The 22,367-nt window shown below is 67.7% G+C and carries 21 protein-coding genes; 9 read left to right on the top strand and 12 right to left on the bottom strand.

Annotation, left to right across the window (positions count from 1 at the left end; all coding sequences use genetic code 11):
- Positions 1–11 precede the first annotated feature (11 nt).
- The 7 genes from gyrA to dnaA all read right to left on the bottom strand — a co-directional run bounded on the left by gyrA (position 12) and on the right by dnaA (position 10,940).
- Positions 12–2,555, bottom strand: a complete 2,544-nt coding sequence (gene gyrA / locus AOM45_RS01975) for a DNA gyrase subunit A (protein WP_030465612.1) — start codon at positions 2,553–2,555, stop codon at positions 12–14.
- A gap of 56 nt (positions 2,556–2,611) precedes the next feature.
- The gene (gene gyrB / locus AOM45_RS01970; protein WP_030465613.1) at positions 2,612–4,582 is read right to left on the bottom strand and encodes a DNA topoisomerase (ATP-hydrolyzing) subunit B; all 1,971 of its coding nucleotides are present in this window, start codon (positions 4,580–4,582) and stop codon (positions 2,612–2,614) included.
- Positions 4,583–4,808: 226 nt separating this feature from the next.
- Positions 4,809–5,342 (bottom strand): DciA family protein, encoded by a 534-nt coding sequence (locus AOM45_RS01965; protein ID WP_035909137.1) that lies wholly within the window; start codon positions 5,340–5,342, stop codon positions 4,809–4,811.
- A gap of 97 nt (positions 5,343–5,439) precedes the next feature.
- Complete coding sequence (recF, locus tag AOM45_RS01960) at positions 5,440–6,546, bottom strand: DNA replication/repair protein RecF (RefSeq protein ID WP_030465615.1); 1,107 nt, start codon at positions 6,544–6,546, stop codon at positions 5,440–5,442.
- Positions 6,547–6,549: 3 nt separating this feature from the next.
- Positions 6,550–7,464 carry a phosphogluconate dehydrogenase (NAD(+)-dependent, decarboxylating) gene (gnd, locus tag AOM45_RS01955; RefSeq protein WP_081901853.1) on the bottom strand — a complete coding sequence of 305 codons (915 nt, stop codon included), beginning with the start codon at positions 7,462–7,464 and terminating at the stop codon, positions 6,550–6,552.
- A gap of 41 nt (positions 7,465–7,505) precedes the next feature.
- The gene (gene dnaN / locus AOM45_RS01950; protein ID WP_030465617.1) at positions 7,506–8,630 is read right to left on the bottom strand and encodes a DNA polymerase III subunit beta; all 1,125 of its coding nucleotides are present in this window, start codon (positions 8,628–8,630) and stop codon (positions 7,506–7,508) included.
- A 744-nt stretch (positions 8,631–9,374) separates the two neighbouring features.
- The gene (dnaA, locus tag AOM45_RS01945; protein WP_030465618.1) at positions 9,375–10,940 is read right to left on the bottom strand and encodes a chromosomal replication initiator protein DnaA; all 1,566 of its coding nucleotides are present in this window, start codon (positions 10,938–10,940) and stop codon (positions 9,375–9,377) included.
- A gap of 349 nt (positions 10,941–11,289) precedes the next feature.
- On the opposite strand from dnaA, the gene rpmH reads away from it, so the two are divergent.
- From rpmH to AOM45_RS01905, 8 genes are all read left to right on the top strand, one after another.
- Positions 11,290–11,433 (top strand): 50S ribosomal protein L34, encoded by a 144-nt coding sequence (rpmH, locus tag AOM45_RS01940; protein ID WP_030465619.1) that lies wholly within the window; start codon positions 11,290–11,292, stop codon positions 11,431–11,433.
- 26 nt (positions 11,434–11,459) lie between these two features.
- On the top strand, positions 11,460–11,801 hold the full coding sequence (gene rnpA, locus AOM45_RS01935; RefSeq protein ID WP_030465620.1) for a ribonuclease P protein component: 342 nt from the start codon (positions 11,460–11,462) through the stop codon (positions 11,799–11,801).
- Positions 11,798–12,055 (top strand): membrane protein insertion efficiency factor YidD, encoded by a 258-nt coding sequence (gene yidD, locus AOM45_RS01930; RefSeq protein WP_030465621.1) that lies wholly within the window; start codon positions 11,798–11,800, stop codon positions 12,053–12,055. The genes rnpA and yidD overlap by 4 nt, the downstream gene beginning before the upstream one ends.
- 4 nt (positions 12,056–12,059) lie before the next feature.
- Positions 12,060–13,079, top strand: coding sequence for a membrane protein insertase YidC (yidC, locus tag AOM45_RS01925; protein ID WP_030465622.1), 1,020 nt, complete (start codon positions 12,060–12,062; stop codon positions 13,077–13,079).
- Positions 13,080–13,109: 30 nt separating this feature from the next.
- On the top strand, positions 13,110–13,661 hold the full coding sequence (locus tag AOM45_RS01920; RefSeq protein ID WP_030465623.1) for a Jag family protein: 552 nt from the start codon (positions 13,110–13,112) through the stop codon (positions 13,659–13,661).
- Positions 13,662–14,438: 777 nt separating this feature from the next.
- Positions 14,439–15,086, top strand: coding sequence for a 16S rRNA (guanine(527)-N(7))-methyltransferase RsmG (rsmG, locus tag AOM45_RS01915; protein ID WP_030465624.1), 648 nt, complete (start codon positions 14,439–14,441; stop codon positions 15,084–15,086).
- A gap of 98 nt (positions 15,087–15,184) precedes the next feature.
- Positions 15,185–16,060, top strand: a complete 876-nt coding sequence (locus AOM45_RS01910) for a ParA family protein (protein WP_035909244.1) — start codon at positions 15,185–15,187, stop codon at positions 16,058–16,060.
- A complete protein-coding gene (locus AOM45_RS01905) occupies positions 16,057–17,028 on the top strand; it encodes a ParB/RepB/Spo0J family partition protein (RefSeq protein ID WP_030465626.1) in 972 nt (323 codons plus the stop codon). The genes AOM45_RS01910 and AOM45_RS01905 overlap by 4 nt, the downstream gene beginning before the upstream one ends.
- A gap of 83 nt (positions 17,029–17,111) precedes the next feature.
- Here the strand turns inward: AOM45_RS01905 and AOM45_RS01900 are convergent, their stop codons facing one another.
- The 3 genes from AOM45_RS01900 to AOM45_RS01890 all read right to left on the bottom strand — a co-directional run bounded on the left by AOM45_RS01900 (position 17,112) and on the right by AOM45_RS01890 (position 19,849).
- Positions 17,112–17,492: a hypothetical protein gene (locus AOM45_RS01900; RefSeq protein WP_156093591.1), complete on the bottom strand. Its 381-nt coding sequence runs from the start codon at positions 17,490–17,492 to the stop codon at positions 17,112–17,114.
- Between the two features lie 79 nt (positions 17,493–17,571).
- The gene (locus AOM45_RS01895) at positions 17,572–18,516 is read right to left on the bottom strand and encodes a D-alanine--D-alanine ligase family protein (protein WP_030465628.1); all 945 of its coding nucleotides are present in this window, start codon (positions 18,514–18,516) and stop codon (positions 17,572–17,574) included.
- Between the two features lie 16 nt (positions 18,517–18,532).
- Entirely contained in the window at positions 18,533–19,849 is a 1,317-nt protein-coding gene (locus AOM45_RS01890) for an aminotransferase-like domain-containing protein (protein WP_030465629.1), read from the bottom strand.
- Positions 19,850–19,984: 135 nt separating this feature from the next.
- Between AOM45_RS01890 and AOM45_RS01885 the strand changes: the two genes are divergently transcribed.
- Positions 19,985–20,617 (top strand): GNAT family N-acetyltransferase, encoded by a 633-nt coding sequence (locus AOM45_RS01885; RefSeq protein WP_030465630.1) that lies wholly within the window; start codon positions 19,985–19,987, stop codon positions 20,615–20,617.
- A gap of 48 nt (positions 20,618–20,665) precedes the next feature.
- On the opposite strand, the gene AOM45_RS01880 is transcribed toward AOM45_RS01885, so the two are convergent.
- Together AOM45_RS01880 and trxA are read right to left on the bottom strand one after the other, a co-directional pair.
- Complete coding sequence (locus AOM45_RS01880) at positions 20,666–21,805, bottom strand: N-acetylmuramoyl-L-alanine amidase (RefSeq protein WP_030465631.1); 1,140 nt, start codon at positions 21,803–21,805, stop codon at positions 20,666–20,668.
- Between the two features lie 211 nt (positions 21,806–22,016).
- The gene (trxA, locus tag AOM45_RS01875; RefSeq protein ID WP_030465632.1) at positions 22,017–22,346 is read right to left on the bottom strand and encodes a thioredoxin; all 330 of its coding nucleotides are present in this window, start codon (positions 22,344–22,346) and stop codon (positions 22,017–22,019) included.
- Positions 22,347–22,367: the final 21 nt, after the last annotated feature.

Below are 22,367 nucleotides of genomic sequence, written 5' to 3'. Positions count from 1 at the left end.
AACGATTCCGGCTACTCGGCCGAGTCGGTGGGGGTGGCTGCCTGGTCGGCGGCAGAGTCCTCCGCGACAGACGTCTCACCGTTAGTGACGTCGCTGGGCTCGTCCGCGTTGCGTGCGACGGCGATCAAAGTGGTGCTCTCGCCGAGGTTCATCAGCCGCACGCCTTTCGTCTGCCGTCCCGCCTTGCGCACCTGCTCGGCACGGGTCCTGATGACCCCGCCGCTCGAGGTGATGGCGTAGAGCTCGTCGTCGACGTCGACGATGAGCGCTCCGACCAGCCTGCCACGTCGCCGGTCGTGCTGAATGGTCAGCACACCCTTGCCGCCACGGCCCTGAACCGGGTAGTCCTCGATCGGCGTTCGCTTCGAGTACCCACCGTCCGTCGCGACCAAAACGAACAGGCCTTCCTGGACGACGCCCACGGACAGCAGCTCGTCGTCTGCGTTGAACCGCATGCCCTGCACACCTGACGTGGCACGCCCCATCGGGCGCAGCACGTCGTCGGTCGCGTGGAAGCGGATCGACTGGCCGTCGGCGGACACCATGAGCAGGTCGTCGTCGGCCGAGCAGAGCACCGCTCCGACCAGCTCGTCGTCCTCGCGCAGGTTGATGCCGATAAGACCACCCGATCGGTTGGAGTCGAAGTCGGAGAGCTTCGACTTCTTCACCAGACCCTTCCGGGTGGCGAGCACGAGGTACGGCGACACCTCGTAGTTCTTGATCTGGATGACCTGCGCGATCTCCTCCTCCGGCTGGAACGCGAGGAGGTTCGCGACGTGCTGACCGCGCGCGTTGCGGTTCGCCTCGGGCAGCTCGTACGCCTTCGTGCGGTACACACGGCCCTTGTTCGTGAAGAACAGGATCCAGTCGTGCGTGGAGCACACGAAGAAGTGAGCGACGATGTCGTCCTGCTTGAGCTGTGCGCCCTGCACGCCCTTGCCGCCGCGCTTCTGCGCCCGGTAGAGGTCGGTCTTGGTGCGCTTCGCGTAGCCGGTGCGCGTGATCGTGACGACCACGTCCTCGACCGCGATCAGGTCCTCCATGGACACGTCGCCGTCGAACGGGATGATCTTGGTGCGCCGGTCGTCGCCGAACTTGTCCACGATCGCCGTGAGCTCGTCGCGCACGATCTTGCGCTGCCGCTCGGGCTTCTCGAGGATGTCCTTGAGGTCCGCGATCTCCAGCTCGATCTCGGCCAACTGGTCGATGATCTTCTGACGCTCGAGGGCGGCCAGGCGGCGGAGCTGCATCTCCAGGATCGCGTTGGCCTGGATCTCGTCGACGTCGAGGAGCTCCATCAGGCCGGTGCGCGCGATGTCCGGCGTCTCGGACCGGCGGATCAACGCGATCACCGCGTCGAGCTGGTCGAGCGCCTTCACCAAGCCGCGCAAGATGTGCGCGCGCTCTTCGGCCTTGCGCAGGCGGAACCGCGTCCGCCGCACGATGACCTCGATCTGGTGCTTCACGTAGTGGCGGATCATCTGGTCGATCCGCAGCGTGCGCGGCACACCGTCGACCAGCGCCAGCATGTTGACGCCGAACGAGTACTGCAGCTGGGTGTGCTTGTAGAGGTTGTTCAGCACGACCTTCGCCACCGCGTCGCGCTTGAGCGTGATCACGATGCGCATGCCGATGCGGCGGTTCGACTCGTCGGCGATGTTCGCGATGCCGGTGAGCTTGCCGTCGCGGACCAGCGCGGCGATGTTCTCGACCAGGTTGTCCGGGTTCACCTGGTACGGCAGCTCGGTGACGACGAGGATCGTGCGGCCCTTGGCGTCCTCGTCCACCTCGATCACGGCGCGCATCCGGACCGAGCCGCGACCGGTGCGGTATGCGTCCTCGATGCCGGAGGTGCCGAGAATCTGGCCGTACGTCGGGAAGTCCGGGCCCTTGATCCGGGCGATCATCGCCTCGAGGGTCTCCTCGTCGGAGGCCTCGAAGTTGTCCAGTGCCCACACCACGCCGTCCGCGACCTCGCGGAGGTTGTGCGGCGGGATGTTGGTGGCCATGCCGACCGCGATGCCGGAGCTGCCGTTGATCAGCAGGTTCGGGATGCGCGACGGGAGGACCGTCGGCTCCTGGATGCGGCCGTCGTAGTTGTCGCGGAACTCGACGGTGTCTTCCTCGATGTCCTGCAGCATGTGCATGGCCAACGGGGAGAGCCGGCATTCCGTGTACCGCATGGCCGCGGCGGGGTCGTTGCCCACGGAACCGAAGTTGCCCTGGCCGTCGATCAACGGGTACCGCAGGGCCCACGGCTGGGCGAGACGCACCAACGCGTCGTAGATCGCCGAGTCACCGTGCGGGTGGTAGTTGCCCATCACGTCGCCGACGACACGCGCGCACTTGTTGTAGCCGCGGTCGGGACGGAAACCGGAGTCGAACATCGAGTACAGCACTCGCACGTGCACGGGCTTCAACCCGTCGCGCACGTCCGGCAGCGCGCGACCCACGATGACGGACATCGCGTAGTTGATGTACGAGTTCTGCATCTCCTGCTGGATCTCGACCGGCTCGATGCGGTCGTGGTCCGGCGGCAGAGTCGTCTCGCTCACTGTTCTTCTTCCTTACTCGCCAGAAACGCCAGGATGCCCAGAACGAAAGACCGGACTCAGATGTCCAGGAACTTGATGCTCTTGGCGTTGCGGGTGATGAACGAACGGCGTGCCTCGACGTCCTCGCCCATGAGCACGCTGAACAGCTCGTCGGCGGTGGCCGCGTCGTCCATGGTGACCTGGCGCAGGATCCGGTTCGCCGGGTCCATCGTGGTCTCCCACAGCTCCTCGGCGTTCATCTCACCGAGACCCTTGTACCGCTGGATGTTGTCGTCCTTGCCGAGCTTCTTGCCCGACGCGATGCCGTCCTTGATCACGGCGTCGCGCTCGCGGTCGGAGTACGCGTACTCCGGCTCGGTCCGCTGCCACTTGATCTTGTAGAGCGGCGGCTGCGCGAGGTACACGTGGTTGTGCTCGATGAGCGGCTGCATGAAGCGGAACAGCAGCGTCAGCAGCAGCGTGCGGATGTGCTGGCCGTCGACGTCGGCGTCGGCCATCAGCACGATCTTGTGGTAGCGCAGCTTCGCGAGGTCGAACTCGTCGTGGATGCCGGTGCCGAGCGCCGTGATCAGCGACTGGACCTCGGTGTTCTTCAGGACGCGGTCGATCCGCGCCTTCTCGACGTTGATGATCTTGCCGCGGATCGGCAGGATCGCCTGGTACATCGAGTCGCGCCCCTCTTTAGCCGAGCCGCCGGCGGAGTCACCCTCGACGATGTAGAGCTCGCAGCGCTCCGGCTCGGTCGAGCGGCAGTCCTTCAGCTTGCCCGGCAGGCCGCCGATGTCCAACGCGCCCTTGCGGCGCACCAGCTCACGGGCCTTGCGCGCGGCGATGCGGGCTTGCGCCGACGACACCGACTTCGTGACGATGGTCTTCGCCTCGTTGGGGTGGCGCTCGAACCAGTCGGCCAGGTGCTCGTTCGTCGACTTCTGCACGAACGACTTCGCCTCGCTGTTGCCCAGCTTGGTCTTCGTCTGGCCCTCGAACTGGGGCTCCTTCAACTTCACCGAGATGATCGCGGCGAGACCCTCGCGGATGTCGTCACCGGTGAGGTTGGCGTCCTTCTCCTTGAGAAGCTTCTTCTCGCGCGCGTACTCGTTGACGACACGCGTCAACGCGGCGCGGAAGCCCTCTTCGTGCGTGCCGCCCTCGTGCGTGTTGATCGTGTTCGCGAACGTGTAGACCGAGGCGGTGTAGCCGGTGTTCCACTGCATCGCGACCTCGACCTGGAGGTCGTCGCCCTGCGCCTCGAAGCCGATGACCTTCTGGTGCACGGCGTCGCGCGTGTGGTTGATGTGGCGGACGAAGTCCTCCAGACCACCCGGGTAGTGGTAGACGCGTTCCTTCACCGCGGCCTTGTGGCCCTCGGCGTCGGCTTCCTCGTCCTCCTCCGAGACCCGCTCGTCGCGCAGGACGATGGTGATGCCCTTGTTGAGGAACGCCATCTCCTGCAGGCGGCGCGCGATCGTCTCGACGTTGTACTCGGTGGTCTCGAAGATGTCCGGGTCCGCCCAGAACGTGACGGTGGTGCCCGTCTCGTCGGTCGGCTCGCCCTGGCGCAGCTCGTGCGCGGGCTTCGAGTTCTCGTAGCGCTGGGTCCACACGTACCCCTGGCGCTTGATCTCCACCTCGACGGCCGTGGACAGCGCGTTCACCACGGAGATGCCGACGCCGTGCAGACCGCCGGACACCGCGTAGGAGTCGCTGTCGAACTTGCCGCCCGCGTGCAGCACGGTCAGCACGACCTCGACGGTGGGCCTGCCCTCGACCGGGTGCACGTCGATGGGGATGCCACGACCGTCGTCGATCACCCGGACTCCGCCGTTGGCCAGCAGGGTGACGTCGACAGTCGTCGCGAAGCCGGCCATCGCCTCGTCGACCGAGTTGTCCACAACCTCCTGGACCAGGTGGTGCAGACCGCGCTCGCCGGTCGAGCCGATGTACATGCCCGGCCTCTTGCGCACTGCCTCGAGGCCTTCGAGGACGGTGATCGAGGACGCGCCGTACTCATTCTTCTTAGCTGACACGGGCCTGGAGTCTCCTCGCTGATGCGGCAGAGCCGCACGGTGATGGGTGACGCTCCCCGTGATTCTACCGGGCTACCCCGACAGAAAGGGGTCAAGGACACCTTTGAATCGGTCACAGAGAGCCTGACGCGGCTCAAGACGGGTCAGGACGGCTGAAACGGGGGTTCAAATCCGCAGGTGAACGCTCATTGCGCCACAGAACGGCCGCTGAGCCCTTGACAGAGCCTCACCCGTAGGTGTCACGCGGACCGCGCCCCGGAACGTGCCTGGGGCCGTGTCGCCAGTTCGGAGCGTCCGGGCCCTTGATCTTGAGCCGTTTCACGACGCCGTGGCCGACGCCCGCGGCGATCCGCTTGAGCAGGTCGCGCTGCAGCAGGCGCAGCTGAGTGGCCCACGCCGTCGACGACGCCTGGACCGTCAGTTCCCCGTCACTGAGCGCGATCGGTTTCGCGTGCTCGGCGACGTCCTCACCTACTAATTTTGCCCAACGGCCGAAGACCTGACCACCCTGGAGTTGCTCGACCCACCCGCGGTCGGCGGCGACCCTCGACGCGATCCGCCCGATCGGCTGAGGGTCGCGGTCGTCGGGACCTGGCCCTGACCAGCGACGCCGGCGGCGGTTGACCGGACGGCCCTTCGACTTGCTCCCCGGCACCCGGCCGCGGGCCTTCGCGCTCGCCTTCGCGGCTTCGAGAGCGGCCCGTGCGAGGTCGGAACCCTTCAGTGACTCACCCTCAGGTGTGAATGAACCTGTGGACAAGTCCGGATTTGTGACGGAGTTATCCACACCATCCACAGACTTGTCCCCAGATGTGTGGGCGGACACACCCGATCGAGCTACATCTTGGGGATCTGAGTTAGACACGCCGGACCTCCCCGCCATTCACCTCGAACCGGGCACCGCTCAGCTCGTCCGGCACGTCCTCCGCCACCGCCGCGGTGATCAGCACCTGCTCGGCGGCGGCCGCCACCTTGGCCAGCTGCTGTCGCCGGCCGCGGTCGAGCTCCGCGAAGACATCGTCCAGCACGAGCACCGGTTCGATGCCGTCGACACGCATCAGTTCGTACCCGCCGAGCCTCAGCGCGAGCGCGAACGACCACGACTCTCCGTGACTGGCGTACCCCTTCGCGGGAAGTTCGCCGAGCGTGAGGTCGAGGTCGTCGCGGTGCGGGCCGACGAGGCACACGCCGCGTTCGATCTCCTGCCGCCGAACCCGGTCGAGTTCGGCGAGCAACAGGTCCTCGATGCTCTCCCTGTCCTCCGGCAGTTCGCCGACGCTCGACCTGTACGAGATCAGCGCCGGCCGCGACTCCGGAGCGACCTCCGCGTACGCCGAGGTCACGTGGCCCGCCATGTCGCGGACCAGCTTCATCCTCGCGGCCAGGAGCTCCGCGCCGTGCTTCGCGAGATGCCCGTCCCAGACGTCGAGCGTCGACAGGTCCGCCGATCGAGAATGCTTCACCGTCTTCAACAACGCGCTGCGCTGCTTGAGGACACGGTCGTAGTCGCTGCGAACTCCGGCGAACCGGGGCGCGCGCAACACGAGCATCTCGTCGAGGAACCGCCGCCTGTCGCTCGGATCGCCTCTCACCAGAGAGAGGTCTTCCGGTGCGAACAACACGGTGCGCAGGATCCCGAGCACATCGCGCGGACGCGGCACCGGACCGCGGTTGATCCGCGCCCGGTTCGCCTTGCCCGCCGTGATCTCGAGCTCCACGAGCAGCTCGCGGTCGTCGTTGACCACGACCGCCCGCACGACGGCGCGCTGGGCACCGTGCCGGATCAGCGGCGCGTCGGTGGCGACGCGGTGCGAACCCAGCGTCGCCACGTACCCGATCGCCTCGACCAGGTTCGTCTTGCCCTGACCGTTGCGTCCGACGAGCACCGAGACGCCAGGTTCGAACGCCAGGTCCGCGAGTTCCCACGAGCGGAAGTCGCTGACCTGGAGGTGTCTGACGTGCACCCGCTAGCCCTGGGTGCTGCCCGAACCGGACGACGGACCCGCGAGGTGCACCGAGTGGCCACCGAACTGGTTGCGCAGCGCGGCGACGGCACGCATCGCCGGCGAGTCCTCCTGCCGGGAGGTGAACCGGGCGAAGAGCGCGGCGGAGATCACCGGCAGCGGCACCGCGTTGTTGATGCCCTCCTCGACGGTCCACCGGCCCTCACCGGAGTCCTCGACGTACCCGCGCAGGTCGTCGAGCTCCGGGTCGGACTCCAGAGCGCGCACCAGCAGGTCGAGAAGCCACGACCGCACAACGGTTCCGCGCTGCCAGGCCGAGATCACCGCGGGCACGTTGTCCACGACGTCGGTCTTGTCGAGCAGTTCGAAGCCCTCGGCGTACGCCTGCATCAGGCCGTACTCGATGCCGTTGTGCACCATCTTCGAGTAGTGGCCGGCACCGACCTTGCCCGCGTGCGCAAAGCCTTCCTCACGCGGACCCTCCGGACGCAGCGCGTCGAAGATCGGCATCGCCTGCTCGACGTGCTTCGCGTCGCCGCCGACCATCAGTGCGTAGCCGTTGTCGAGTCCCCACACGCCACCGGAGACACCGGCGTCGACGTAGCCGATCTCCTTCTCCGCCAGCAGGTCCGCGTGGATCCTGTCGTCGGTGAACTTGGAGTTGCCGCCGTCGATCACGAGGTCGCCGGGCTCGAGCAGCTCGGACAGTTCCTTCACGGTGTTCCGGGTGATGTCACCCGCGGGCACCATGACCCACACCACGCGCGGTGCTTCGAGCTTGGAAACCATGTCCGCCAACGATTCCGAGTCGCTGACCTCCGGGTTGCGGTCGTAGCCGATCACCTCGTGACCGGCACGACGCACCCGCTCGCGCATGTTGAAACCCATCTTGCCGAGGCCGACGAGTCCGAGCTGCACGGTGTTCTCCCCTAAACGTTTCTCGTTACCCGGTAAGGGTTTTAGCCGGGCAGGCGAACGGGCATCAGGAGGTACAGGTAGCCCGGCGCCACGTTTCCATCCTCGTCCACCGGCTTGAGGAGCGCCGGTCGGCTGGGTGTGGTGAAGGACAAGTGGACGCGGGGCGTGCGAACCGCGCCGAGACCGTCGAGGAGGTAACCGGGGTTGAACGCGATCGTGACCGCGTCGCCGGTGTACTCGACCGGAAGTTCTTCCTCGGCCGAACCCTCGTCGTCGCCACCGGCGGACAGGCGCAGGCCGCCGTCCACGAACTCGAGGCGCACCTGGGTGCCGCGCTCGGCGACGAGCGAGACGCGCTTGATCGCCTGGACGAGCGTGTCGACCTCGATGATCGCGGCGGCCGAGTGCTCGGTCGGCAGCAGCTGGCGGTACTTCGGGAAGTCGGCGTCGAGCAGACGGGTCGTCGTGCGCTTGCCGGAACCGGACAGACCGAGCAGACCGTCGTTCGCCGCGAGGGACATCTCGACCTTGCCGCCGGACGAGCCGAGCGTCTTGGCCGCGTCGCCGAGCGTGCGGGCGGGGACGAGGACGGCGACCTCGCCGAGGGAAGCGTCCGGCTCCCACGGGAACTCGCGCATCGCGAGACGGAACCGGTCGGTGGCGACGAGGGTCAGCTTGCCCTCGCCGATCTCGACGCGCACACCGGTGAGCATCGGGAGCGTGTCGTCCTTGCCGGCCGCGACGGCGACCTGGCCGACGGCCTCACCGAAGACCTCGCCGGGGAGCTCACCGATCAGCTGCGGCATCGACGGCAGCGCAGGGTAGTCCTCGACCGGCATCGTCGGGAGGCTGAACCTCGCGCTGCCACAGCTGATCATCATGCGAGCGCCGTCGACCGCGATCTCGACCGGGTGGTTCGGCAGCGCCTTGGTGATGTCGGCGAGCAGACGGCCGGAGACCAGGGCGCGGCCGCCGTCGGCGATCGTCGCGGGGACGCCGACCTGAGCGGAGACCTCGTAGTCGAAGCCGGAGACCGTCAGCGAGTCGTCCGACTCCGCATCGAGCAGCACGCCGCCCAGCACGGGAACCGGCGGGCGGGACGGAAGGCTGCGGGCGACCCAGGCGACAGCGTCGGCCAGGCCGTCGCGTTCGACGCGGATCTTCATGAGGCGTCCTTTCCTCGACAGTCGACAAGCCCAACCACAGCAACGTGCCAGTGGGGGTTAGGGAGCCTCGACCCTCGGCTGACCCGAGGTGCGGAGCAACCACGTTAGAGCGTCCTCGCCCTTCCCGTCACTTCGGGGTTCGGGCACCGATCCCCGGGAGCTGTCCCCCGCTGTTTTGCTTTGAAGTTCTTCCTGGAAAAGATCCAACAGCAGTAACAGTAAGGGCTGTGGATTGTGGGGACAGGCGTTGAACGCCCAGGTCAAGAGGTCACCCACCATGTGGACTAAGGGGGGATGGCACCCGGGGACAGATCGGCGCACCCGGGGACAGCCAGTTGTGCACACCTCTCGATCCACAGATCGTCCACAGTTGTCCCCGGGTGCGTCCCCGGGTGCGGGGCAGTTGTACCCGGGTGTTCAACAGGCTTCTGTGGCCAGATCGTGGCCGGGGCCACAGACTTTTCCAGTTGTCCCCACCCCTTCGAGTGCTGGGGGTGAACAGAAACCCTCGCCGCGTGGCCGAGCACCCCTCGACCCCACCCGGGTTCGAGCGCGCGCGTACGCCCCGTGCGGCTCCATGTACTCGTGCTTCCCGGGTGCGCTGGCCCTCACGCGGGGCCCTTCCGTGCGCTCGTACCGCACGCGGGGACCCCGCGTACTTTCCCCGCGTGCGCGGGAAGGCGGCGTGCACAACGAAAAGGGGCCCTCCGTCGTGGAGGACCCCTCGTGTGTACCCGGGTGGGATCAGGGAGCGTGGCGGGCGCGCTGCTTGATCCGGGACGTCAGTTCCTGCACCTGGTCGTAGATCCGCCGGCGCTCGGCCATCTCCTTGCGGATCTTCTTGTCGGCGTGCATGACCGTCGTGTGGTCGCGGCCGCCGAACGTCTGACCGATCTTCGGCAGCGACAGGTCCGTCAGCTCCCGGCAGAGGTACATGGAGATCTGCCGCGCCTGCGCGAGCGCCTTCGTCTTACCCGGGCCGCAGAGGTCGTCGATCGAGACGCCGAAGAACTCGGCGGTGACCGCCATGATCGTCGGCGCGGTGATCTCCGGCGCGTGCGAGTCGGGGATGAGGTCGCGCAGCACGATCTCGGCGAGCTGGATGTCGACCGGCTGGCGGTTGAGCGACGCGAACGCCGTGACGCGGATGAGCGCGCCCTCGAGCTCGCGGATGTTCCGCTCGATCCGGGAAGCGATGAACTCCAGCACGTCGGCCGGAGCCGCGAGCCGGTCCTGTGCCGCCTTCTTGCGGAGGATCGCGATCCGGGTCTCGAGCTCCGGCGGCTGGATGTCCGTGATCAGACCCCACTCGAACCGCGTGCGCAGGCGGTCTTCCAGCGTCTCCAGCCGCTTGGGCGGCCGGTCGCTCGACACCACGATCTGCTTGTTCGTGTTGTGGAGCGTGTTGAACGTGTGGAAGAACTCCTCCTGCGTACCTTCCTTGCCCTCCAGGAACTGGATGTCGTCGACGAGAAGAACGTCGATGTCCCGGTAGCGGCGCTGGAAGGCGACCTTGCGGTCGTCGCGCAGCGAGTTGATGAAGTCGTTGGTGAACTCCTCGGTCGACACGTACCGCACGCGCATGCCGGGGAACAGGCGCTGGGCGTAGTGCCCGACGGCGTGCAGCAGGTGCGTCTTGCCGAGGCCGCTCTCACCCCAGATGAAGAGCGGGTTGTAGGCACGGGCGGGCGCTTCGGCCACCGCGACGGCGGCGGCGTGCGCGAACCTGTTCGACGCGCCGATGACGAACGTGTCGAAGTTGTACTTCTCGTTCAGCCGGGTCTGCGACGGCGACGGGTTCGCGGGCCGGGTGTACGGGAGGTTCCCGTTCGGCGTCGCGCCACCCGCGGTGTTGAACGTCGGCCAGATCTCGGTGACGGCGGCGAGCGCGTCGCCGGCTTCGTCGACCTCGTCCGAGTCGGACCCGTCGGTGTCGGCGTTCGCGGCGACGACCTCATCCACGAGGACGGGCGTGTCGCCGTTGGGGATGCTCGGGACGGGCGGCACCGTCTGCACCGGGATCGGTGTGGTCGGCGGGCTCACGGGTTCCGGCGAGTCGACCTTCACCGCGAGGGAGACCGTGCGGCCGAGCCTGCGGGACAGCGCATCGGTGATCGGGTCGCGCAGTGCGCGTTCGATCGCCTCTTTCGCGAAGTCGCTGGGGGCCGCGAGCAGGGCCGTTCCGTCCAGCAGACCGATCGGACGGGTGACCCTCATCCACGCGCGTTGCTGAGGGGACAGGTGGCTCGTGGCGAGCTCCTGCACCACCTCGGCCCACACGAGACCAAGGTCGACCTGCTGGTTCGACACCTCCGCGCTCCCCTCCCCTCCGCCGGAGTCCAAGACTCCACATGTGGACACGGAGAATAGAGGCATCCACAGAGTTATCCACAACTGTGCACTAAACGGTGCGTTGTGGCGCCGGTACGGTGGCGGCTCCCTCGCCAGCTCCGGCATGCGCGAGGGAAGAACGGTAACAAGGCCCGGCACGCCTCACAAGACGTGGCATCGGCCACCCCGATTTGGTCGCCGCACCCGGGCATGCGTACCCTCGTACGAGTCTCCCGCTTGCGACGGGCGCCTTTCGCGCGCCTACGTCCACTGCCGTCGGGGACGACCACACAGGCTTTGTCAGCAGTGAAGCACCGGGAGACCGACCGTGAGCAAGGGTAAGCGCACCTTCCAGCCCAACAACCGCCGCCGCGCGAAGACGCACGGCTTCCGGCTGCGCATGCGGACCCGCGCCGGCCGCGCCATTCTGGCCGCGCGCCGCAGCAAGGGCCGTGCCACTCTGTCCGCCTGACAGCGGCTGGTAAGCGCAGCGTCGTCGTGCTCCCACCGGCCGCCCGGCTCACCCGCAGCCAGGACTTCGGCCTGGTGGTCCGCCGAGGCCGCCGCGCCGGACGACCCAGGTTGGTCGTCCACGTCTTGAAGCCCGACGTGCCCACCTTGGATTCGTCCAAGGTGGGCTTCGTCGTGAGCAAGGCAGTTGGCAACTCGGTGGTTCGCCACCGGGTGTACCGGCGCCTTCGTCACGTCGTCCGACCGTGCCTGGCCGAGATGCCGCCGGGAACTCTGGTGGTGGTCCGTGCGTTGGCCCCAGCAGCCGAAGCGTCGAGCTCGGAGCTCGCCGCTGACTTCTCTTCTGCCCTGCGCAAGGTGCTGCGATGACCACGTTGCCCGCGAAGGTCGCGCTGCTGCCGGTGCACTTCTACCGGCGGTTCATCTCTCCGTTGCTGCCGCCGACCTGTCGCTTCTACCCGAGCTGCAGCGCGTACGCGGTGGAAGCCCTGACCGTCCACGGTGCGTTGCGAGGAACCTGGCTGACCATCCGCCGGTTGCTGCGCTGCGGACCCTGGCACCCTGGAGGCCTGGACCCCGTTCCGCCGAGGCGGCAGGTCCCCGACGTATCCACCGAGGAGTAGCTCCGTGCTCAACTTCATCTACTACCCGGTGTCCTTCATCTTGTGGTGTTGGCACTGGGTGTTCGGCAAGGTCTTCGGTGAGGCGAGCGGATTCGCCTGGGCGCTGGCCGTCATCTTCCTGGTCTTCACGCTCCGCGCGATCCTCTTCAAGCCGTTCGTCGGCCAGGTGCGCTCCATGCGGCGAATGCAGGAGTTCGCCCCGGAGATGCAGAAGATCAAGAAGAAGTACCCGAACGACCGCCAGCGCCAGGCGCAGGAGATGCAGAAGCTGCAGTCCGAGCACGGCGTCAACCCGCTCGGCGGCTGCCTGCCGATGCTGGTGCAGATCCCGGTGTTCATCGGTCTGTTCCACGTGCTGCGCTCGTTCAAGCCCGGCTGGGGCGAGGTCTACTTCTTCGACAAGCAGGGCGTCGACTCGTTCGTCAACGCCAAGCTCTTCGGCACGAACCTCTCGACGTTCATCACGATGCCGGCCGACCAGCTCGCGCAGTTCGGCACCGAGCGCCTGAACGTCATCCTCGTGTCGGTGCCGCTGATGATCGTGGCGTCCATCGCGACCCACTTCACGGCCCGCCACTCGGTCGCCCGCCAGAACCAGGCCGCGCTGGACAACCCGCAGACGGCCATCATGAACAAGCTGACGCTCTACATCTTCCCGCTGGGCGTCCTGGTCGGTGGCTTCTTCTTCCCCGTCGCGATCCTGCTGTACTGGCTGTCCAACAACGCGTGGACCCTCGGCCAGCAGCACGTCGTCTACAAGCGCATCGACGCCGAGGAAGAAGAGAAGAAGACCGCTGCCGTCGAGACCCGCCAGGCGCTCGCCCCGAAGCCGGGCGCGAAGCCGGTGAACCCGAAGAAGCCCGCACCGGGCGCGAAGCCCGCCAACGGCGCCAAGCGCATGCCGACCGCGGGCCCTGGAGGCTCCGGTTCGTCCGACGCGAGCAGCAGCGACAACACCGAGATTCCCGGCCTGATCCAAGGCCGATCCACCAGCAAGAAGCCGGGCAGCAAGAAGCGCCGCTGATTTCGGGCGTTGCCCCGGAGAGGAGACATCGTGTCGGAGACCTTGCAGGCGACCGACGACGTGGAGGCGTCGTCGCCGGCTGAGGCCGAGGCCGAGCCGCAGTCGCAGAGCAAGACCGAAGACCTGCTCGTCCAGGAAGGCGACATCGCGGGCGACTACCTCGAGCGCCTGCTGGACCTGCTCGACTACGACGGCGACATCGACCTCGACGTCGAGAGCGGCCGCGCCGTGGTCAGCATCGACGGCGGCGAGGACCTGTCCAAGCTCGTGGGTCCCCGCGGCAACGTCCTCGAATCGCTCCAGGAGCTCACCCGCCTGGCCGTGCAGCAGGAGACGGGCGTCCGCTCCCGCCTGATGCTGGACATCGCCCAGTGGCGCGCGGGCCGCCGCGCCGAACTGGCCGAGCTCGGCCGCTCGACCGCCGAGAAGGTGCTCGCGTCGGGCGAGCGGGCGCGCCTGCACCCGATGACGCCGTTCGAGCGCAAGGTCGTCCACGACGCCGTCGCGGCGGTCGCGGGCGTGCACAGCGAGAGCGAAGGCGAGGAGCCGCAGCGGCGGGTCATCATCTTCCCCAAGCCCTGACGGCTGACTGCTGCACCTCACGGCCCCTGGTTCCGGTTGGAACCAGGGGCCGTTTGCTTTGCGGAGTGGAGGAAGACTTCAGGTACCGCGGGGGCGCGGTGGTCGCGTCGATCAGCGCGACCACGGGCAGGGGAATACCTGCCGATCGCCTCCGGTCTCCGATGGGCGCGGGCGCACGAGCCGCTCCTCGCGAGTGAGCAGCAGGCGGCAGTTCCAGGAACGTCGAGCCGCTGCCGACATGTCGACACGGCGGTCACTGTTCCACGTGAAACAGACCAACCCGATACGCCCACCACTCGCCAGCCACTCCCCCCGTGTCCGGCACAGGGAACCCACGAGCCGTCGACGTCAGCCGTCCATCACAGCAGGAGGGCGGCCAATTACGACGACCGCACGATCTCGACCGAGCAGCGGAACACGACGTGGGTCCCGGCCCGGCACATCGCGTGGAGCAGTCGTACTCCACCCGTTCGTCGTCGGTCTGATCCGACACCAAGACGTCGACGCCGAGCCGTCAGGAGCCGCCCAACTCAGCTTCCAGAAACACGCCGCCCTCCGGGCGAGCCATCGCCGAGAGGGCCCCCGGACCCCGATGCGAGACCGTGTAGACGGTTGGACGCAACTTTCCTGGAAGTTTCACGTGAAACGGCGCTCAGGATTTGGCGGAGCACACCGTCGATCCGTCATGATGGTCCCCTGGCATTCGCCAGCTTTTCCACCGGCCGCCGGCACGCCGCCGCCGCGTGGTTTCACGTGAAACGCTCACGGACGGAGAACATGGCCGGGGAGTTGCCCGACAACGCGAAGCTCGTCTTCGGTGAGCACGTTGACCGTGCCGCCGAGTTCGTCAGGCTCCTGGAGGAGTACGGCGTCGAGCGCGGACTCATCGGTCCCCGCGAGGTCGAGAAGATTTGGGATCGCCACGTGCTCAACTCGGCGGTGATCGAAGAACTGTTCCAGCGGAACGAGCGCGTGGTCGATGTGGGCTCCGGCGCGGGGCTGCCGGGTGTGCCGCTGGCCATCGCGCGGCCCGATCTGAGGATCACGCTCCTGGAGCCGATGGCGCGCCGCGTCGCCTGGCTCGAGGAGGTCAAGGAACGCCTCGAGCTCGACAACGTGACGGTCGTCCGCGGCCGGGCGGAAGAAGGGCCGATCCGCGCGCAGCTGAAGAACTGCGATGTGGTGACCGCGCGGGCGGTGGCGCCGCTGGAGAAGTTGGCGAAGTGGTGCCTTCCGCTCCTCAAGGGTGGCGGACGGATGGTGGCGCTCAAGGGCGAGCGCGCGCAGGAAGAGTTGGATCGCGACGGGATCGCCGTGGGACGCGCTGGGGGCGTCAACGGGAAGGTCGTCGTCGTAGGAGCGGATGTACTTGAGGTGCCGACGACGGTTCTGATCGTCGAGCGCCAGACGAGGAGGGATCGGTGAGCGTGTACCCGGAGTTCCAAGCAGCCGATGTTCCACGTGAAACCGAGCCCAAGTCGAAGCCCAAGCCGAAGCCGACCAACAACGGAGATGACAGCGCCGTGGTGTGGACCCCGATTGCAGAAGAGGCGGCTCGTGCGGCAAGCGTGCTGCACCCCGACGAGTCACTGCTCCCCCGCCCGGCTCACCGCCGGGTGATCACCGTCGCCAACCAGAAGGGTGGTGTCGGCAAGACGACGAGCACGGTGAACCTCGCCGCGGCACTCGCCATCCACGGGCTCAAGGTGCTCGTGATCGACCTCGACCCGCAGGGCAACGCCAGCACGGCGCTCGCGGTCGAGCACCGCAGCGGCACGCCGAGCGTCTACGAGGTGCTGATCGGTGAGATCTCCATCGCCGAGGCGGCTCAGGTCAGCCCGACGTCTCCGAACCTCTACTGCGTGCCGGCGACGATCGACCTCGCCGGTGCCGAGATCGAGCTCGTGTCGATGGTGGCCCGCGAGTCGAGGCTCAAGGAGGCCCTCTCCCCCGACGCGCTCGACCAGCTGCAGCCGGACTACGTCTTCATCGACTGCCCGCCGAGCCTCGGCCTGCTGACCGTCAACGCGATGGTGGCCGCCCAGGAGGTGCTCATCCCGATCCAGTGCGAGTACTACGCACTGGAGGGTCTGAGCCAGCTGCTGCGCAACATCGAGCTCGTGCAGCAGCACCTCAACCCGGATCTCGCGATCTCCACGATCCTGCTCACGATGTACGACGGCCGCACGAAGCTCGCCGACCAGGTGACGAGCGAGGTGCGCGGTCACTTCGGCGACGTCGCCCTCAAGACGGTGATTCCGCGCAGCGTGAAGGTCTCCGAGGCGCCAGGATTCGGGCAGACGGTGTTGACGTACGACCCGGGCTCGCGCGGGTCGATGAGCTACCTCGACGCCGCCAAGGAGATCGCCGTGCGTGGGGCCAAGGAGGAGGGCGCATGACGGAGCAGCGCAAGGGCGGACTCGGGCGCGGTCTGGCCGCGTTGATTCCCCAGGGTCCTCCGCCCGGTGCGCCCAGCACCATCCGGCCCCCCGCGGCGGCCGGCAACGGGGCGGCTGCCGCGGCCAAGGCTCAGCCGATCGGTGAGGTCGCCGGTGCGGTCTACCGGGAGATCGCGGTCACCGCGATCAAGACCAACCCCAAGCAGCCGCGCCAGGTGTTCGACCAGGACGCGATCGACGAGCTGTCGTTCTCCATCAAGGAGTTCGGGCTCATGCAGCCGATCGTGGTCCGCGAGCTCGGAGGCGACTCCTACGAGCTCGTCATGGGCGAGCGCCGGTGGCGGGCGACCCAGCAGGCCGGGCTCAAGACCATCCCGGCGATCGTGCGGCAGACCGCCGACGACGTGATGCTGCGCGACGCGTTGCTGGAGAACATCCACCGCGTCCAGCTCAACCCGCTCGAAGAGGCGGCGGCCTACCAGCAGCTGCTGGAGGAGTTCGGCGTCACGCACGAGGAGCTCGCGGACCGCATCGGCCGCAGCCGTCCCGTCGTCACGAACACCATCCGGCTGCTGAAGCTCCCCCTCCCCGTTCAGCGACGGGTGGCGGCGGGTGTGCTCAGCGCGGGGCACGCTCGCGCGCTGCTCGGTCTCGACGACGCCGGCGCGCAGGAAGACCTCGCGGCACGGATCGTCGCCGAGGGCATGTCGGTCCGCGCGACCGAGGAAGCGGTGACGCTCGCCAAGAACGAGAGGCCCAAGAAGGAGAAGGCCGCTCCGCGCAAGCAGATGCACGCACCCGGTCTGCAGGACCTCGCCGAGCGCCTATCGGACAACTTCGACACCCGCGTGAAGGTCGAACTCGGGCAGCGGAAGGGCCGGATCGTCGTCGAATTCGGGTCAGTTGACGACCTCGAAAGGATCATCGGACTGATGAGCCCAGAAACGACAATTCGGACATCGGAGTAGGCCCATAGGATCACCCACGGGCCTTATGTCACGGTGACGATGACGCCCCGCAGCCGCAAGGCTACGGGGCGTCACCTATTTGATCAGCCGACGTAGATCTTCGTGAGCGTCTGGAAACCAGTGGGAATGACCTCGCCGGCGCTGAAGAAGCGCCGGATGGTCATGCCCGCCGAATCCGTGGTCTCGACCCAGCCGTGGTTGCGGCCCGCCTCGACACTCGACGAGCGCGGGAGCCCGACTTCGAGCGCGCCGACGCCGCCGTAGCAGTTGGTCCGTGCAGCGCCGGACCCGTCGGTCCAATGGATCTTCACCGAGGCACTCCCGGTCGAGCAGTCGGCCTGCTCGGTCGCGAGCGCCGGCGTGGCCACACCGAAGGTCATCGCGACAGCGGCGATGAGCGTGAGCATGCGCAAGTTGTTCCCCCTAGATCGGTCCCCCTTCAAGACCAGCTTGGCACCGTTCACCCGAACCCCGCATCGGCTTTCCGTGCCAAACAAAAAGCGCGGCACCATCACGCTCGGTGCCGCGCTCTTCGGGACGAACTCAACGAGCGACAGCGCGCTCGATCAACCCGGCGTAGATCTCGCCCAGCGACTGACCGGCCGCCTCGACGGCCATCGGCAGAAGTGACGTCTCGGTCAGCCCCGGCGACACGTTCACTTCGAGGAAGTAGACGGTGCCGTCCTCGGCCACGACGGCGTCGGTCCGCGACACGTCCCGCAGCCCGAGCAACCGGTGTGCCGCCACCGCGAGCTCCCCGACCGCCTTGGCCGACGCGGCGTCCAGCCGGGCCGGCGCGTGGAAGTCGGTCAGGCCGGCGGTGTACCGAGCGGTGTAGTCGTACACGCCGCTCTCCGGCACGATCTCGACCGCGGGCAGAGCCGTCGGGCCGTCCTCGCCGTCGATCACCGTCACCGCCACCTCCACGCCGGAGATGAACTGCTCGGCCAGCACGGTGTCGCCGTACGCCAGGCAGCCGACCATCGCGGGCGGCAGCTCCGCGGCGTCCCGGACGACCTGAGCGCCCAGAGCGGACCCGCCTTGGTCCGGCTTCAGCATCAACGGCAGCCCCAGCGTCGAGACCATCGCGTCGAGCACCGGCTTGGCGCCCAACTCCCGGAACGTCGCGTGCGGCAGGACGATCCACTCCGGCGTCGCGAGCCCGGCGCGGGCGAGCTCGGCCTTGGCGGTCGGCTTGTCCCACGCCCGGCGGCACGCCCGCGAGTCGGTGCCCACGTATGGGACGCCGAGCATCTCGAGGATCGCCTGCACCGAACCGTTCTCGCCCTCGCCGCCGTGCAGAGCGACGACGACGGCATCCGGCCGGTGGTCACGCAGGCGCGTCAGCAACGAGGCGTCGGCGTCCCACTCCTCCACCGTCACGCCCACCGACCGCAGAGCAGCCGACAGGCGGCGGCCGGAGCGGATCGAGACCTCGCGTTCGTGGGAGAGCCCACCGGACAGCACAGCGACCATGCGGTCAGCCACAGCAAAACTCCAAGGATCAGGCGGTGTCGGGCGACGGGGTCTGCGGACCGGACAGCTGGCGGCCCGGCGTCGCCCCGAACGTCGCGTGCAGCTGCATCTCTTCCTCGATGACGTTCGCCAGGCGGCGGACGCCCTCACGGATGCGTTCCGGGGTCGGGTAGCAGTACGAGATCCGCAACTGGCGGGATCCGAACCCGTCCGCGTAGAAACCGGTGCCGGACGCGTACGCCACACGGGCCGTCACGGCACGGGGAAGCATCGCCTTCGTGTCGATGCCCTCGGGCACCGTCACCCAGACGTAGAAGCCGCCGTTCGGAATGTTCCACGTGGAACCTTGCGGCATGTGCTGCTCCAGAGCCGACACCGCCGCGTCCCGGCGTTCCCGGTACGCCTCCCGGTAGGTCTTGATCTGGCCCTTCCAGTCCTGGGTCGACAGGTAGCGCGACACGATCATCTGGTTCAGCGTCGGCGGGCACAGCGTGGCCGACTCGGCCGCCAGCACCAGCTTCTCGCGCACCGCGTGCGGCGCCAGCACCCAGCCGACCCGCAGACCGGCGGCGAACGTCTTCGAGAACGACCCCAGGTACACGACGTTGTCCGGGTCCATCGACCGCAGCGCCGGGTAGGTCTGTCCGTCGAACCCGAGCAGTCCGTACGGGTTGTCCTCCACGACCAGCACGCCGTACGAGCGGCAGATCTCCAGGATCTCGGCCCGCCGCGACACCGCCAGCGTCACGCCGGCCGGGTTGTGGAAGTTCGGGATCGTGTAGAGGAACTTGACCCGCTGACCAGCGCGTTTACAGGCTTCCAGCGCCTCTCGCAGCAGCGACGGCACGAGCCCGTCAGCATCCATCGCGACGTGCACTACGTTCGCCTGGTACGCGGTGAACGACCCGAGAGCGCCCACGTAGGAGGGACCCTCGGCGATCACCACGTCACCGGGGTCGCAGAAGATCCGGGTGACCATGTCGAGGCCCATCTGCGAGCCGACGGTCACCACCACGTCGTCCGGGTGGCCGTTGATGCCTTCCATCGCCATGACGTCGCAGATCTGCTCGCGCAGCAACGGAACACCGTGCGCCGAGCCGTACTGCAGGGCCACCAGGCCCTCGGTGGCGACGAGCTGGCCGATCTCCTCCGACAGCGAGTCCATCGGCAGCGCGGCCAGGTGCGGCATGCCGCCGGCCAGCGACACGACCTCAGGACGGGACGCGACTGCGAAGAGTGCCCGGATCTCCGATGCCGTCATCCCTGCCGTGCGCGCTGCGTAGCGGCGGAGGTGGGGGTCGAGGCTTCTGGGGCCCTGCTTCGCGGGCTGTCCGGGCATCGTCATGAGGGACTCCTGAATGGGAAATGTCCCGAGCGAGTGTAACCGTCGTCCCGTTCAGGGCACGTACCTTCCGGGTTCCGTCACATTCGCCTACCCTCGTACGGGTTGAACTGTGCGTGCCAAGGGGTGGAGGTCGGGGTGTCGCGACGCGTTGTGGGCGTCACGCTGGACAACCTGGAGCATCTCTCCAAGCACAGCAGGACGTGCGTTTTCTGGGAGTTGGCCCCTCACCTGCGTGAACAGGCCGAGGAATACGGCGACACCGAATTCGAGAAGGAAGCCTGGGTCTCCAGCGTCCTGCTCGAATGGGGTTCGTGCGGTCGCCTCATCTACTGCGACGGAATCCCTGCTGGTTCGGTGTTCTACGCACCGCCTGCCGCCGTTCCGCGCAGCGCCGCCTTCCCCACGTCCCCGGTGAGCCCGGACGCGGTCCTCATGACGTCGCTGGAGGTCCTTCCGGAGTTCCGAGGGGGAGGACTCGGGCGCGTGCTCGTTCAGGCCGTGGCGAAGGATCTGACGCGTCGTGGCGTGAAGGCCATCGAGGCGTTCGGCGACATGCGCCCGGACGAAGAAGAACGCAGTTGCGTCACGCCCGCGGACTTCCTGACGAGCGTCGGTTTCAAGACCGTGCGGCCGCATCCGCGCTGGCCCCGGTTGCGTCTGGAGCTGCGCAGCGCCATCACGTGGAAGGAAGACGTCGAGGCAGCGCTCGAAAGGCTGCTCAACAGTGTCACCGTCTCCACCGCGGAACCGAGCTTCCGTCCCGTCTGACCACACGAAAAAGGGCCCCTTCGCAGGGGCCCTTTTTCGTCAGTCCGATCAGCTCTTCGACATCTCGTAGCGCAGCAGGTCGTTGAACGTGAACGTGCCCGTCGGCTGGTCGTCCTTGCCGAGCAGGTACAGGCGCTTCACGGCCACGAGGATGCCCTCGGCCACGATGTCGCGGAAACCGGGAGTCGCCAGGCGTGCGCGGTCCTCGGTGTTCGTCAGGTAGCCGACCTCGACGCGGACGGCCGTGCAGCGGGTGAGCCGCAGCAGGTCCCACGACTTCGGGTGCGAGCCGCAGTTCCGCATCGACGTGCGGGCGGTGACCTCGCGCTGGATGAACCCGGCCAGCGCCTCACCGACCGTCGACGACGTGCCGTTGCCCGTGCCGTAGTGGAACGTCGCCACGCCCTGCGCGTTCGGCGACGAGTTGCCGTCGCTGTGCAGCGACAGGATCAGGTCGGCGCCGGCCTCGTTCGCGAACCGGGCGCGCTCGGCCTCGTCCGGGCAGTTGTTCGGCCCGCGGGTGAGCAGCGCCTCCATGCCGGTGGCGGCCATCTTGCCCTCCAACCGGCGGGCGAGGTCCAGCATCAGGTCGGCCTCGGAGACACCGTCCACGACCACGCCGCGGTCCTGGCCGCCGTGACCGGGGTCGATGACGATGCGCTTGCCCGACAGGCGCGACCCGGCGTTGCGGACCCGCTCCTGCTCGCGCAGCAGCACCGGACGGCCACCGCGGACCTTCGGCTGGAGCTGACGCAACGCGCGCACGGTGTCGGGACCGCACATGCCGTCCACGATCAGGCCGTAGTCGCGCTGGAAGTTCCGCAGCGCCTGCTCGGTCTGCTGGCCGAACACGCCGTTCGCGCGGCCGGCGTCGTACCCGAGCTCCAGCAGGCGTTCCTGCAGCATCAGCACGTCGTCGCCGGTGGTCGGCTGCGACATCAGGTACGCGAGCGGGCGGTCGCCGAGGGAGAACGTCGCGTCGCGCAGCGCGCGGTAGGTAGCCGGGCCGACGATGCCGTCGATGATCAGTCCCCGCTGCTGCTGGAACGCGCGCACGGCGTGCTCGACCTGTTGGTCGAACACCGGCGGCGCCTGGGGGTCGGCCGGCGGAAGCAGTCCGAGCCTGGTCAGGGTCGACCGGATCTCGGCAACATCAGTTCCGACGTCCCCGCGGCGGAGCAGCTGCATGCACCCTCGCTCGACTAGGGCGCCGATCGTCGTCGGCGCGGTAGGTGGGAAGCCATCATTGTGCCCTGCTGCGCTTAGTGATCGATGCAGGGCTACTGACAGTGGCTTTTGGATCACGTTGGAAGTACCGGAAAACCAACATGGCCCGCCCGTCTTATCGATAGACGGGCGGGCCATGTTGCGCGTTGCACGCGAATATTTGACCGGCTGATCAGCCGATGACGTCCTGCAGGTCGTTCAGCAGCGCAGCCTTGGGCTTCGCGCCGACGATCTGCTTCACCGGACGGCCGCCCTGGAACAGGATCAGCGTCGGCACGGACATGATCTGGTAGTCACGGGCGATCGACGGGTTGGCGTCGATGTCGACCTTGGCGATGGTGAGCTTCTCGCCGTGCTCGGCGGCGATCTCCTCCAGCACCGGCGCAACCATCTTGCACGGGCCGCACCAGGTCGCCCAGAAGTCGACCAGCACGGGCTTCTCGCTGGTCAGAACGTCGTCCGCGAACGACTTGTCGGTCACCGTGACGGTGGCGCCTGCCATGTTCTCTCCCTAAATCGCAGA

The sequence above is a fragment of the Lentzea aerocolonigenes genome, assembly GCF_000974445.1.
Lineage (GTDB): Bacteria > Actinomycetota > Actinomycetes > Mycobacteriales > Pseudonocardiaceae > Lentzea > Lentzea aerocolonigenes.
This window is presented reverse-complemented; position numbering and strand designations above follow the sequence as displayed.